Source organism: Citrobacter freundii complex sp. 2025EL-00176 (assembly GCF_053309355.1).
In genome coordinates this window covers 85,254-98,171 of the sequence record NZ_JBRYHT010000001.1, presented here as the reverse complement: position 1 = coordinate 98,171, position 12,918 = coordinate 85,254, and the positions used below count along the sequence as shown (strand labels likewise).

Genomic DNA, 12,918 nt, shown 5'->3' with positions numbered 1-12,918 from the left:
CTTGTTGGCAGGTGGCTGCAATTGCCTGACACACGCCTAAGGTAGACGCTTTTAACGGTGAATGCTTAATTAAGACTCAGAATTTTGTCCGGCCCCCGTCTCGGTGTACCATTCCAGCAGACACAATTCTCAACCTTAATCTGGAAAAACCTATGACCGCACGCGTGATTGCCCTGGATTTAGACGGTACCTTGCTGACCCCGAAAAAAACCTTGTTGCCATCCTCTCTTGAAGCGCTCTCACGCGCCAGAGAAGCAGGCTACCAACTTATCATTGTCACAGGTCGCCATCACGTTGCTATTCATCCTTTTTATCAGGCACTGGCGCTGGATACACCTGCAATTTGCTGCAACGGCACTTACTTGTATGATTATCATGCAAAAAAGGTACTGGAATCCGATCCGCTTCCGGTTGACCAGGCATTGCAGCTCATCGAAATGCTGGATGAACATCAGATTCATGGACTGATGTATGTTGACGAGGCCATGCTGTATGAGCGTCCGACCGGGCATGTGGTGCGTACCGCTAACTGGGCGCAAACGCTGCCGCCGGAACAACGCCCAACCTTCACCCAGGTTCCTTCGCTGGCGCAGGCCGCGCATGACGTCAACGCCGTGTGGAAATTTGCCCTGACCGACGAGGATATTCCAAAACTGCTGCAGTTTGGTAAAGACGTTGAACAACAACTGGGGCTGGAGTGTGAATGGTCCTGGCACGATCAGGTCGACATTGCCCGTAAAGGTAACAGCAAAGGGCGACGCCTTAGCCAGTGGATTGCAGCGCAGGGCGGGTCAATGGAAAATGTGATCGCCTTTGGCGACAACTTTAACGATATCAGCATGCTGGAAGCCGCAGGCACCGGCGTGGCGATGGGTAACGCTGATGACGCGGTCAAAGCCCGCGCCAACATCGTGATTGGTGACAACACCACCGACAGCATTGCGAAGTTTATCTACACCCACCTGCTGTAATCAGGCGGTGATCGACACGCTCTTAATTTGCGCGTATAGCCACAGGCCAGGTTTGATGCCAAGCTCATCCCTGGCCCACGGGCTTATCCTCGCCCACAGCGTTTTCCCGCCCACCTCAAGCTGCACTTCCACCTGACCGTTATCGTCATAGCACTGGGCGACCTTCGCACGCAGTATGTTACGAATACTGGTCTGCTGCGGCGGTTGGAGTACCAGCGAAACATCAGACGCCTGAATGCGAATGCGCAGCACGGATTGCAGCGGCTGCTCAAGCTTGTTGACCCACAGATGCTGATCGCCCAGCGCCAGCGCGGTCATCGCATAGTGAGGATGATGTTCCAGCACGCTGACTTTCAGAATGCTGCTCTGCTGCTCTTTCGGCAACCAGGGGTGCATTACGCTACTCCCCCAGACATCCTCCAGCGAACCAAATGCTTTGACCTGCCCGTTTTCCAGCACCATCACTTTGTCTGCCAGGTGCAAAATCTCATCAAGCGAGTGGCTGACATACAGCATCGGGATATTAATTTCGCGCGCCAGGCGTTGCAGATAAGGCAACAGTTCGCGTTTGCGCGGAATATCCAGTGAGGCTAACGGTTCATCAAGCAGCAATAGCTCTGGCGCGGTAAGCAGCGCCCGACCAATGGCAACGCGCTGTTTTTCGCCGCCAGAAAGGCTTCCCGGTAGGCGATCGAGCAGCGGTTCAATGCCCAGCAGCGCCACCAGCTTATCAAACTGCCCGGCCATGCTTTTCGCCATCCCGTAACGCAGGTTACCGCGCACCTTATAATGAGGAAACAGACGCGCATCCTGGAATACATAGCCCACCCGACGCTTTTCAGGGGTTAAGCAAATACCCTTCTCGACATCGTTTAGCACCCGACCGTTAAGTACAATACGTCCGGACTGCGGCTGTGTCAGGCCGCTGATAGCGTTAATCAGCGAGGTTTTCCCCGCGCCGGAGACACCAAAAATAGCCGTAATCCCACTGGCAGGCAGCGTTTCGTTGAGCGTCAGGCAATGGGTTCCCAGCGTCTGGGAGAAGTTAAGTTCCAGCATGCTTATCGCCCCGTCCGCTCACGGCTAATACGCGCCAGCCATTCCGAAATCAGCAGTGAAATCAGCGCCAACACAATAGAAATAATGCATAACCTTGCCGCTGCGCTTTCGCCGCCAGGCGTTTGGATCAGGGTATACATCGCCGAGGGGATGGTGCGGGTTTCGCCAGGAATATTGGAGACAAAGGTAATCGTTGCGCCGAATTCCCCGAGGGAACGCGCGAACGCCAGTACCGTCCCGACAATAATGCCGGGCAGCATCAGCGGTAAGGTAATTGTCATGAATACGCGCCAGCGCCCGGCGCCCAGCGTTCGGGCCGCCTGCTCCAGCTTGACGTCGACGCCTTCCAGCGCCAGACGAATTGCCCGTACCATAAGAGGGAAAGACATCACCGCCGCGGCCAGCACCGCACCGCGCCAGCTAAAGGCAAAGGTGATGCCAAACCAGTCATACAGCCGCTCGCCGATAAATCCGCGCCGCCCCATGGCGACCAACAGCAGATACCCCACCACCACTGGCGGCAGCACCAACGGCAAATGCAAAACGCTGTCGAGCAGCGCTTTGCCCGGGAACTTGCAGCGCACAAGCAGCCAGGCAAAGAAGATCCCAAACGGCAGACTAAACAGCACGGCCAGGGAAGAAACTTTCAGGCTCAGTATGACGGCCTGCCATTCAGGATCGGTCAGTATCATTACTTGGTCGTAAATCCATAACGTTTAAAGATTTCAGCAGCCTGCGGTCCTTTCAGGTAATCATAGAACGCGCTGACCGTTGCGTTTTTATGCCCATCAACAATTGCGATAGGGTATTCCACTTTTTGGTGTGAATCTTCCGGGAAGGTCGCGACAACCTTGACGCCTTTGCTGGCGACAGCATCGGAACCATAGACGATGCCCAGCGGCGCTTCATTACGTTCAACCAGCGCCAACGCACCGCGTACGTCTTCCGCAGGTGCCAGTTTTGGGGCAAGGGTATCCCATGCGCCCAATTTTTGCAGTGCTTCCTTGGCATAAATGCCTGCCGGAACATGTTCCGGATCGCCGACAGCCAGACGGCCACCATTCAGCAGACGGGTCCAGTTGGTGTTACTGTCGATAGTAACGTCTTTCTGGGCGCTGGCTTTCGGCGCCACAACCACCAGACTGTTCCCTAACAGCGTTTCACGCGTGGCGGTATCAATCGATTTTTTGTCGACCGCATAATCCATCCATTTCTGATCGGCAGAAATAAACAGGTCAGCAGGCGCGCCCGCTTCAATCTGACGCGCCAGCGTAGAAGAAGAGGCAAAAGAGGAGACGACGTCAACGTTCTTCTCTTTTTTGTATTGCGTCGCAATATCCTGCATCGCGTTGGTGAGCGAAGCCGCTGCGAATACCGTGATTTTCCCTTCATCCGCCAATGCTTGTCCTGCGACAGAAAGAGAAAGCGTCGCCCCTGCAAACAAGCGTAACCATGTGCGTGCCATCTGTAGCTCCTTTGAGTTTCGTTATGTACGCGCAAATATAACGGTTAAGTCAGGATTTTCCCAGCGGTTATTAATACCAATTAGAGGTTACACCATGAAAATATCGGCAGGAGAAGCAGGATCTTGAGAAACAGTTGGCAGAGATAACGGGCTGAAAGGCAAAAATATAAACGCCCGACTGAGCGGGCGTTTGGGGAATCAATGATTCTGTCTGGACTGGTCTTTCTGACCGATACCGGAGAAAATGTTGAACACTTCACCCAGTCCGTAAATCAGACCCAGAATGATGGCCATCACCACAGGTACCATGATTACGGCGAATACCAGACTTTTCAATAACTCTAACATGGTCAACTCCAGATATAGTCCTTAGTTGTATTCTAACCACATAACACAGAAAAGCACTCCCCTTTTGTGCGGTTGGCTTTGCGCGCACGCGGTTTTCCGTCACAATACCCTTTTTTGCCAGGAGCTTGTGATGCAGGCCGAAATCCTTCTTACGCTGAAACTTCAGCAAAAACTGTTTGCCGATCCCCGTCGCATTTCTCTGCTTAAGCACATTGCGCTTTCCGGTTCCATCAGTCAGGGCGCGAAGGATGCAGGTATCAGTTATAAAAGCGCCTGGGATGCGATTAACGAAATGAACCAACTCAGTGAGCAGACGCTGGTTGAGCGCGCCACTGGCGGTAAAGGCGGCGGCGGCGCGGTGTTGACGCGTTACGGCCAGCGTCTTATCCAACTGTATGATTTACTCGCACAAATTCAGCAAAAAGCGTTTGATGTGTTGAGCGATGACGATGCGCTGCCGCTCAATAGCCTGCTGGCAGCCATTTCCCGCTTTTCACTGCAAACCAGCGCCCGTAACCAATGGTTTGGCACGATTACCGCTCGCGACCACGATCAGGTTCAACAGCATGTCGACGTCCTGTTGGCCGATGGCGAAACGCGTCTGAAGGTGGCGATTACTGCGCAAAGCGGTGAGCGTTTGGGTCTTGAGGAAGGTAAAGAAGTATTAATTCTGTTGAAAGCACCGTGGGTGGGGATCACCCAGGACGATGCTATCGCTCAGGCCGCCGATAATCAGTTGCATGGCATGATTAGTCATATCGAACGCGGCGCAGAACAGTGTGAGGTGTTAATGACGTTGCCAGACGGCCAGACGCTGTGTGCGACGTTGCCAGTGGAGCAGACTCAAGCTTTAGCTGAAGGTACTAACGCCACAGCATATTTTAATGCTGACAAAGTGATTATTGCGACGCTGTGCTGAGTTGATTGACATCAGCCTGAAGAACACGTATCCCTGTTATTCATCGCTGCAAATAATGGGATACAAAATGTCATCGTTGCAAATTTCGCAAGGCACGTTTCGTCTTAGCGACACAAAAACGCTCCAGTTAGATGCGTTGACGCTAAACGCGGGTGATAGCTGGGCATTTGTTGGCTCTAACGGCAGCGGGAAATCCGCGCTGGCCCGTGCGCTGGCAGGAGAATTACCGCTACTGAAAGGCGAGCGACACTGTCAGTTCACGCGTATTACCCGGCTCTCCTTCGAGCAGCTACAAAAGCTGGTCAGCGACGAGTGGCAGCGAAACAACACCGACCTTCTCAGTCCCGGTGAAGATGACACCGGGCGCACCACCGCTGAAATCATTCAGGATGAGGTCAACGATCCTATGCGTTGCGCTGCGCTGGCGCAGCAGTTTGGCATTTCCGCCCTGCTCAACAGGCGTTTCAAATACCTTTCCACCGGTGAAACACGTAAGACCCTGCTTTGTCAGGCATTAATGTCTGCCCCGGATTTACTGATCCTTGATGAGCCTTTTGACGGGCTGGACGTGGCGTCCCGTCGCCAGTTAGCAGAACTGCTCGCTGAGCTGCACCAGGCAGGTTTTACGCTGGTACTGGTGCTTAACCGCTTTGATGAGATCCCCGAGTTCGTGCAGTTTGCCGGTGTACTTGCCGATTGCACGTTGACGGAAACCGGTGCAAAAGCAGACCTTCTGCAACAGGCATTAGTCGCTCAACTTGCCCATAGTGAGCGCCTGGAAGGTATTCAGTTACCCGAGCCAGATGAGCCTTCGGTCCGTCGCATGCTGTCCGATAACGAGCCGCGTATTGTGCTTAATGATGGTACCGTCTCGTATAACGATCGTCCTATCCTGCATCATCTGAGCTGGCGGGTAAATCCGGGGGAACACTGGCAAATCGTCGGCCCCAACGGTGCGGGAAAATCCACCCTACTGAGTTTAATCACCGGCGATCACCCCCAGGGTTACAGCAACGATTTAACGCTGTTTGGTCGCCGCCGGGGTAGCGGTGAGACTATCTGGGATATTAAAAAACACATCGGCTACGTCAGCAGTAGCCTACATCTGGATTACCGGGTCAGTACGACGGTACGCAACGTTATCCTCTCCGGCTACTTTGATTCAATCGGCATCTATCAGGCCGTCTCCGACAGGCAGCACAAACTGGTCCAACAGTGGTTAGATATTCTGGGTATGGATAAACGTACCGCGGATGCGCCGTTCCACAGTCTCTCCTGGGGGCAGCAACGGCTGGCGTTGATTGTTCGTGCGCTGGTTAAACACCCAACGTTGTTGATCCTTGACGAGCCTTTGCAAGGTCTGGACCCGCTTAATCGCCAACTGATTCGTCGGTTTGTCGATGTGCTGATCGGTGAGGGCGAAACCCAACTGCTGTTTGTCTCCCACCACGCTGAAGACGCTCCAGCCTGCATCACCCATCGACTGGAGTTTGTGCCCGAGGGCGATATCTACGCCTATCGACAAACCTCTCTGCGTTAATTTTCATTCGAGGGCGTTTAACACGCCCTTTTTTCTGCATTTTTTTCAGATAAACTCCGGGACAACAACTTAACCCAATGATTTAAAATAAAAAAACCCATGCAAACTCGTGAAAATCTCATGGTGTAAACGATTCCACTAATTTATTCCATGTCACACTTTTCGCATCTTTGTTATGCTATGGTTATTGCATACCATAGGCTTAACGGAGCGAATTATGAGAGTATTGGTTACAGGTGGTAGCGGTTACATAGGAAGCCACACTTGCGTGCAGTTGCTGAAAAACGGTCACGAGGTGGTGATCCTGGATAACCTCTGCAACAGCAAGCGCAGCGTTCTGCCCGTCATTGAGCGTTTAGGCGGCAAGCATCCGACCTTCGTGGAAGGAGACATCCGTAACGAAGCGCTGATAACCGAAATTCTGCACGATCATGCCATTGACACCGTCATCCATTTTGCCGGGCTAAAAGCCGTTGGCGAGTCCGTTGCCAAGCCGCTGGAATACTATGACAACAACGTCAACGGGACGCTGCGTCTGGTGAATGCCATGCGCGCAGCTAACGTGAAAAACTTCATTTTCAGCTCCTCCGCGACCGTCTATGGCGATCAGCCGCAAATTCCTTACGTTGAAAGTTTCCCCACCGGCACACCACAAAGCCCGTATGGCAAAAGTAAGCTGATGGTTGAACAGATCCTGACCGATCTGCAAAAAGCACAGCCCGACTGGAGTATCGCCTTACTGCGCTACTTCAACCCGGTTGGCGCGCATCCGTCAGGCGATATGGGTGAAGACCCGCAAGGTATTCCAAACAACCTGATGCCTTACATCGCACAGGTTGCCGTTGGCCGCCGCGAGTCCCTCGCCATATTTGGCAACGACTACCCAACCGAAGATGGCACCGGCGTTCGCGACTATATCCACGTCATGGATCTCGCAGATGGCCACGTCGCCGCGATGGAAAAACTGGCAGGCAAACAGGGCGTGCATATTTACAACCTCGGAGCCGGCATTGGCAGCAGCGTGCTGGATGTGGTCAACGCCTTCAGTAAAGCCTGCGGTAAACCGGTGAATTACCATTTTGCCCCGCGTCGTGATGGCGATCTTCCGGCCTACTGGGCAGATGCCAGCAAAGCCGATCGCGAGCTCAACTGGCGCGTAACGCGCACTCTGGATGAAATGGCGCAAGACACCTGGCACTGGCAGTCACGCCATCCGCAGGGATATTCGGATTAAGGATCAATCATGACGCAATTCAATCCTGTCGACCATCCACACCGTCGTTTTAACCCGCTCACCGGGCAGTGGATCCTCGTCTCACCGCATCGTGCAAAACGCCCCTGGCAAGGGGCACAGGAAACACCGTCTAAGCAGGTTCTGCCCGCACATGACCCGGACTGCTTCCTGTGTGCAGGTAATACCCGCGTTACCGGCGATAAAAACCCGGATTACACCGGGACCTATGTTTTTACTAACGACTTTGCAGCGCTAATGTCCGATACCCCGGACGCACCGGACAGCCACGATCCGTTAATGCGCTGTCAGAGCGCGCGCGGTACAAGCCGCGTGATTTGCTTTTCGCCCGATCACAGCAAAACGCTGCCGGAACTCAGCGTGCCTGCGCTAACAGAAATCGTGAAAACGTGGCAGGAACAGACGGCAGATTTAGGCAAAACCTACCCCTGGGTGCAGGTTTTTGAGAATAAAGGCGCGGCAATGGGGTGTTCGAACCCCCACCCGCACGGACAGATTTGGGCCAATAGCTTTCTGCCCAACGAAGCCGAACGTGAAGATCGCCTGCAAAAAGCGTACTTCAGCGAACAGGGCGCGCCGATGCTCCTTGATTACGTCCAGCGTGAGCTGGCGGACGGTAGCCGGACGGTCGTTGAAACCGAGCACTGGCTGGCAATCGTGCCCTACTGGGCAGCATGGCCGTTCGAAACGCTGCTGCTGCCAAAAGCGCATGTCCTGCGTATCACCGATTTGACCGACGAACAGCGCGCTGACCTGGCGCTGGCGTTGAAAAAACTGACCAGTCGTTACGACAACCTGTTCCAGTGCTCATTCCCCTACTCCATGGGCTGGCACGGCGCACCGTTTAACGGTGAAGAAAACCAACACTGGCAGTTGCACGCACACTTTTATCCACCGCTGCTGCGTTCCGCGACCGTGCGCAAATTTATGGTCGGTTACGAAATGCTGGCGGAAACCCAGCGCGACCTGACGGCAGAACAAGCGGCTGAACGACTGCGTGCGGTCAGCGACATCCATTTTCGCGAATCCGGAGTTTAAATAATGAGTCTGAAAGAAAAAACACAATCTCTGTTTGCTGAAACATTTGGCTACCCTGCCACCCATACTATTCAGGCACCGGGTCGTGTAAACCTGATTGGCGAACATACCGATTATAACGACGGCTTCGTTCTGCCCTGCGCTATCGACTATCAAACCGTGATTAGTTGTGCGACACGCGATGACAGAAAAGTTCGCGTTATCGCGGCTGACTACGATAATCAAATGGACGAGTTCTCTCTGGACGCGCCAATTATCGCCCATGACAGCCAGCAGTGGTCAAACTACGTGCGTGGCGTGGTGAAGCATCTGCAAAAGCGTAATAACGGCTTTGGCGGCGCGGATCTGGTGATCAGCGGTAATGTGCCTCAGGGCGCAGGTTTAAGCTCTTCAGCTTCGCTGGAAGTAGCAGTCGGCACCGTGTTCCAGCAGCTTTATCATCTGCCGCTCGACGGGGCGCAGATTGCCCTGAACGGCCAGGAAGCTGAAAACCAGTTTGTCGGCTGTAACTGCGGCATTATGGATCAGTTGATCTCTGCGCTTGGCAAGAAAGATCATGCGCTGCTGATCGACTGCCGTACGCTGGGGACCAAAGCCGTTTCCATGCCTGAGGGCGTGGCGGTGGTGATCATCAACAGTAATTTTAAACGCACGTTGGTGGGGAGTGAATACAACACCCGTCGCGAACAGTGTGAAACCGGGGCGCGTTTCTTCCAACAACCTGCGCTGCGTGATGTCAGCTTTGAAACCTTTAACGCTGTCGCCCACGAACTGGATCCGATTGTTGCCAAACGCGTTCGTCACGTGATCACGGAAAATGCGCGTACCGTTGAAGCCGCGCAGGCGCTGGAAAAAGGCGACCTGCTACGCATGGGTCAACTGATGGCAGAATCTCACGCTTCAATGCGCGATGACTTTGAAATTACCGTGCCGCAAATTGATACGCTGGTTGAGATTGTCAAAGCAACCATCGGCGATAAAGGTGGTGTGCGCATGACTGGCGGCGGCTTCGGGGGCTGTATTGTGGCGCTGATCCCGCAAGATCTGGTGCCTGCCGTGCAGCAGGCTGTCGCCGAACAGTACGAAGCCAAAACCGGTATTAAAGAAACATTTTACGTCTGTAAACCTTCACAAGGAGCCGGACAATGTTAAACGAAATTCCCGTAATGGCGCCCGACGGTCAGCCGTTCCGCCTGCTTACCCTGCGTAACGACGCAGGGATGGTGGTCACGCTCATGGACTGGGGCGCAACGCTGCTCTCTGCGCGTATTCCACTTAGCGATGGTAGCGTGCGCGAAGCCCTGCTCGGTTGCGCCAGTCCGGAGCAATACCCGGAACAGGCTGCGTTTCTGGGGGCATCCATTGGCCGCTACGCTAACCGTATCGCCAACAGCCGCTATACCTTTGACGGCGCAACCATTGAATTGTTGCCAAGCCAGGGTGATAACCAACTGCACGGCGGACCGAACGGTTTCGACAAACGTCGCTGGCAGATAGTGAATCAGAATGACCGTCAGGTGCTGTTTGCCTTAACGTCTGACGATGGCGACCAGGGTTTCCCTGGTAATCTTTGCGCCACCGCGCAGTATCGCCTGACTGACGATAATCGGATTTCGATAACCTACCGTGCCACGGTTGATAAGCCCTGCCCGGTAAATTTGACGAATCATGTCTATTTTAATCTCGATGGTGACAAAACGGATGTGCGCCAGCACAAGCTGCAAATTCTGGCGGGCGAGTATTTACCCGTAGACGAAATGGGTATCCCGCATGACGGGCTGAAATCCGTCGCCGGAAGCACTTTTGATTTCCGTTCCCCGAAAATCATCGCCAGCGAATTTCTGGCCGATGACGATCAGCGCAAAGTAAAAGGTTACGATCACGCCTTCCTGCTCCAGGCACAAGGCAATGCGCGTACTCCGGCGGCTCATGTTTGGTCTCAGGATGAAAAACTGCAGATGGTGGTTTACACCTCGGCCCCGGCATTGCAGTTTTACTCAGGGAACTTCCTTGGCGGTACGCCTTCGCGTGGGCCGGAGGCCTACGAAGACTGGCAAGGTCTGGCGCTGGAAAGTGAATTTCTGCCGGACAGCCCGAACCATCCAGAATGGCCACAGCCGGACTGCTTCCTGCGCCCGGGTGAAGAGTATGCCAGCGTGACGGAATATCAGTTTATTCCTGCCTGACAGTTCATCCTGACAGGCCCGATAGCGTAAGTTTATCGGGCCTGTTGTTTGTTTTCCGCTGCAAACCCGCTCAAAAGCCCACCATCCGAAGACAAAATCGCAACCTTGATTTCACAAGAACCTTACACTGTGGCGCTATTTTCGCTATGGTTATGCGTAAGCATTGCCGCTGACTCATTACGGCAATATAATGAGAATTATTATCATTAAATATGATTGATAGGAGTGAGTGTATGGCTGTAACTAAGCTGGTTCTGGTACGTCACGGTGAAAGTCAGTGGAACAACGAAAACCGTTTTACCGGTTGGTATGACGTTGATCTGTCCGAGAAAGGCGTTGGTGAAGCAAAAGCGGCCGGTAAACTGCTGAAAGAGGAAGGCTATAGCTTCGATTTTGCCTACACCTCTGTGCTGAAACGTGCCATCCATACCCTATGGAACGTACTGGACGAACTGGATCAGGCCTGGCTGCCGGTTGAGAAATCCTGGAAACTGAACGAACGTCATTACGGCGCGCTACAGGGTCTGAACAAAGCAGAAACCGCTGAAAAATACGGTGACGAGCAGGTTAAGCAATGGCGCCGTGGCTTTGCGGTCACCCCACCGGAACTGACTAAAGATGACGAGCGTTATCCGGGTCACGATCCGCGTTATGCCAAACTGACTGACAAAGAGCTGCCGGTCACCGAAAGCCTGGCGCTGACCATCGATCGCGTGATTCCTTACTGGAACGAAACCATTCTGCCGCGTATGAAAAGCGGAGAGCGCGTGATTATCGCCGCTCACGGCAACTCCCTGCGTGCGCTGGTGAAATACCTGGATAACATGGGCGAAGATGAGATCCTCGAACTGAACATCCCGACCGGTGTACCGCTGGTGTATGAGTTTGACGAAAACTTTAAGCCGATCAAACACTACTATCTGGGTAACGCTGACGAGATCGCGGCCAAAGCCGCAGCCGTTGCTAACCAGGGTAAAGCGAAGTAATTTTCATCCCCGGTCAAACGAAAAAAGCGTGGAATGCTCCACGCTTCTTTTATTGTCGGATGGCGGCGCTGCCTTACCCGCGGCGCGCTTTTACCGCTTCCGCCAACTGGCGTAACACCGCATCGGTATCTTCCCAGCCAATGCAGGCATCGGTAATGCTCTTGCCATAGGTCAGTGGTTCACCGCTATCCGGGTTCTGATTACCTTCAACCAGATGGCTTTCAATCATCACACCAATAATTGCTTTTTCACCACCGGCAACCTGCCCACAAACGTCTTTCGCAACATCCATCTGCTTTTTGAACTGCTTGCTGGAGTTGGCATGGCTAAAGTCGATCATCACCTGCGGAGAAAGCCCCGCTTTGACCAGACCGTCTTTCACGTCGGCAACGTGTTGAGCGCTGTAGTTCGGCTCTTTGCCGCCGCGCAGAATGATATGGCAATCACCATTACCGCTGGTATTCACAATCGCTGAATGGCCCCATTTAGTTACAGACAGGAAGCAATGCGGTGCCCCGGCAGCATTGATTGCATCAATGGCGACTTTGATGGTGCCATCAGTACCGTTTTTAAAACCAACCGGGCAGGACAAACCTGACGCCAATTCACGGTGTACCTGAGACTCTGTGGTACGGGCGCCAATTGCGCCCCAGCTCATGAGATCGGCAAGATATTGTGGGGTGATCATATCCAGGAACTCGCCTGCGGCCGGCAAACCGCTGTCGTTGATATCCAGCAGCAGTTTACGGGCGATGCGCAGACCGTCGTTGATCTGGAAGCTGTTATCCATGTGCGGATCGTTGATAAGTCCTTTCCAGCCTACGGTAGTACGCGGTTTTTCAAAATAGACGCGCATGACGATTTCAAGTTCGCCTTTTAACTCTTCACGTAGCGCCAGCAAACGAGCGGCATACTCTTTAGCCGCTGCCGGATCATGAATAGAACACGGCCCTATCACCACCAGCAGACGATCGTCACTGCCTTTAAGAATTTTATGAATCGCCTTACGGGCATGCGCCACCGTATTGGCGGCATTTTCAGTAGCGGGGAATTTTTCCAGCAGTGCGACCGGGGGTAATAATTCGTTGATCTCTTTAATGCGTAAATCGTCGTTCTGATAATTCATGATTATTCCAGCGTTGCCATACTTATAT

13 protein-coding genes are annotated in these 12,918 nt (G+C 53.4%); 8 read left to right on the top strand and 5 right to left on the bottom strand.

The window, feature by feature from the left end; genetic code table 11:
* Positions 1-152: 152 nt before the first annotated feature.
* The gene (locus tag ACVXHP_RS00515; protein WP_316128703.1) at positions 153-971 is read left to right on the top strand and encodes a pyridoxal phosphatase; all 819 of its coding nucleotides are present in this window, start codon (positions 153-155) and stop codon (positions 969-971) included.
* Here the strand turns inward: ACVXHP_RS00515 and modC are convergent, their stop codons facing one another.
* From modC to ACVXHP_RS00495, 4 genes are all read right to left on the bottom strand, one after another.
* Positions 972-2,030: a molybdenum ABC transporter ATP-binding protein ModC gene (gene modC, locus ACVXHP_RS00510; protein ID WP_047025493.1), complete on the bottom strand. Its 1,059-nt coding sequence runs from the start codon at positions 2,028-2,030 to the stop codon at positions 972-974.
* Between the two features lie 2 nt (positions 2,031-2,032).
* The gene (gene modB, locus ACVXHP_RS00505) at positions 2,033-2,722 is read right to left on the bottom strand and encodes a molybdate ABC transporter permease subunit (RefSeq protein WP_047025492.1); all 690 of its coding nucleotides are present in this window, start codon (positions 2,720-2,722) and stop codon (positions 2,033-2,035) included.
* Positions 2,722-3,495, bottom strand: coding sequence for a molybdate ABC transporter substrate-binding protein (gene modA, locus ACVXHP_RS00500; protein WP_316128704.1), 774 nt, complete (start codon positions 3,493-3,495; stop codon positions 2,722-2,724). The genes modB and modA overlap by 1 nt, the downstream gene beginning before the upstream one ends.
* 198 nt (positions 3,496-3,693) lie before the next feature.
* Positions 3,694-3,843, bottom strand: a complete 150-nt coding sequence (locus ACVXHP_RS00495; RefSeq protein WP_003023026.1) for an AcrZ family multidrug efflux pump-associated protein — start codon at positions 3,841-3,843, stop codon at positions 3,694-3,696.
* 130 nt (positions 3,844-3,973) lie between these two features.
* Between ACVXHP_RS00495 and modE the strand changes: the two genes are divergently transcribed.
* The 7 genes from modE to gpmA all read left to right on the top strand — a co-directional run bounded on the left by modE (position 3,974) and on the right by gpmA (position 11,764).
* Positions 3,974-4,762 carry a molybdenum-dependent transcriptional regulator gene (gene modE, locus ACVXHP_RS00490; RefSeq protein WP_200007196.1) on the top strand — a complete coding sequence of 263 codons (789 nt, stop codon included), beginning with the start codon at positions 3,974-3,976 and terminating at the stop codon, positions 4,760-4,762.
* Between the two features lie 67 nt (positions 4,763-4,829).
* Positions 4,830-6,302, top strand: coding sequence for a molybdate ABC transporter ATP-binding protein ModF (modF, locus tag ACVXHP_RS00485; protein WP_316128705.1), 1,473 nt, complete (start codon positions 4,830-4,832; stop codon positions 6,300-6,302).
* A gap of 217 nt (positions 6,303-6,519) precedes the next feature.
* Positions 6,520-7,536: a UDP-glucose 4-epimerase GalE gene (galE, locus tag ACVXHP_RS00480; RefSeq protein WP_003831462.1), complete on the top strand. Its 1,017-nt coding sequence runs from the start codon at positions 6,520-6,522 to the stop codon at positions 7,534-7,536.
* A 9-nt stretch (positions 7,537-7,545) separates the two neighbouring features.
* Positions 7,546-8,592 (top strand): galactose-1-phosphate uridylyltransferase, encoded by a 1,047-nt coding sequence (gene galT / locus ACVXHP_RS00475; RefSeq protein ID WP_447570661.1) that lies wholly within the window; start codon positions 7,546-7,548, stop codon positions 8,590-8,592.
* Positions 8,593-8,595: 3 nt separating this feature from the next.
* Positions 8,596-9,744, top strand: coding sequence for a galactokinase (gene galK / locus ACVXHP_RS00470; RefSeq protein WP_200007205.1), 1,149 nt, complete (start codon positions 8,596-8,598; stop codon positions 9,742-9,744).
* Complete coding sequence (gene galM, locus ACVXHP_RS00465; protein ID WP_447570660.1) at positions 9,738-10,778, top strand: galactose-1-epimerase; 1,041 nt, start codon at positions 9,738-9,740, stop codon at positions 10,776-10,778. The genes galK and galM overlap by 7 nt, the downstream gene beginning before the upstream one ends.
* Before the next feature lie 233 nt (positions 10,779-11,011).
* Complete coding sequence (gene gpmA / locus ACVXHP_RS00460; RefSeq protein WP_003022999.1) at positions 11,012-11,764, top strand: 2,3-diphosphoglycerate-dependent phosphoglycerate mutase; 753 nt, start codon at positions 11,012-11,014, stop codon at positions 11,762-11,764.
* Between the two features lie 73 nt (positions 11,765-11,837).
* Here gpmA and aroG read toward each other — a convergent pair whose 3' ends face one another.
* Complete coding sequence (aroG, locus tag ACVXHP_RS00455) at positions 11,838-12,890, bottom strand: 3-deoxy-7-phosphoheptulonate synthase AroG (protein ID WP_137350192.1); 1,053 nt, start codon at positions 12,888-12,890, stop codon at positions 11,838-11,840.
* Positions 12,891-12,918: the final 28 nt, after the last annotated feature.

Bases quoted from the DNA above. Each gene is read 5' to 3' on its own strand.
- modB (WP_047025492.1), bottom strand. From the start codon at position 2,722: ATGATACTGACCGATCCTGAATGGCAGGCCGTCATACTGAGCCTGAAA.
- modC (WP_047025493.1), bottom strand. From the start codon at position 2,030: ATGCTGGAACTTAACTTCTCCCAGACGCTGGGAACCCATTGCCTGACG.
- galM (WP_447570660.1), top strand. From the start codon at position 9,738: ATGTTAAACGAAATTCCCGTAATGGCGCCCGACGGTCAGCCGTTCCGC.
- galK (WP_200007205.1), top strand. From the start codon at position 8,596: ATGAGTCTGAAAGAAAAAACACAATCTCTGTTTGCTGAAACATTTGGC.
- gpmA (WP_003022999.1), top strand. From the start codon at position 11,012: ATGGCTGTAACTAAGCTGGTTCTGGTACGTCACGGTGAAAGTCAGTGG.
- ACVXHP_RS00495 (WP_003023026.1), bottom strand. From the start codon at position 3,843: ATGTTAGAGTTATTGAAAAGTCTGGTATTCGCCGTAATCATGGTACCT.
- galE (WP_003831462.1), top strand. From the start codon at position 6,520: ATGAGAGTATTGGTTACAGGTGGTAGCGGTTACATAGGAAGCCACACT.
- modE (WP_200007196.1), top strand. From the start codon at position 3,974: ATGCAGGCCGAAATCCTTCTTACGCTGAAACTTCAGCAAAAACTGTTT.
- galT (WP_447570661.1), top strand. From the start codon at position 7,546: ATGACGCAATTCAATCCTGTCGACCATCCACACCGTCGTTTTAACCCG.
- modA (WP_316128704.1), bottom strand. From the start codon at position 3,495: ATGGCACGCACATGGTTACGCTTGTTTGCAGGGGCGACGCTTTCTCTT.
- aroG (WP_137350192.1), bottom strand. From the start codon at position 12,890: ATGAATTATCAGAACGACGATTTACGCATTAAAGAGATCAACGAATTA.
- modF (WP_316128705.1), top strand. From the start codon at position 4,830: ATGTCATCGTTGCAAATTTCGCAAGGCACGTTTCGTCTTAGCGACACA.
- ACVXHP_RS00515 (WP_316128703.1), top strand. From the start codon at position 153: ATGACCGCACGCGTGATTGCCCTGGATTTAGACGGTACCTTGCTGACC.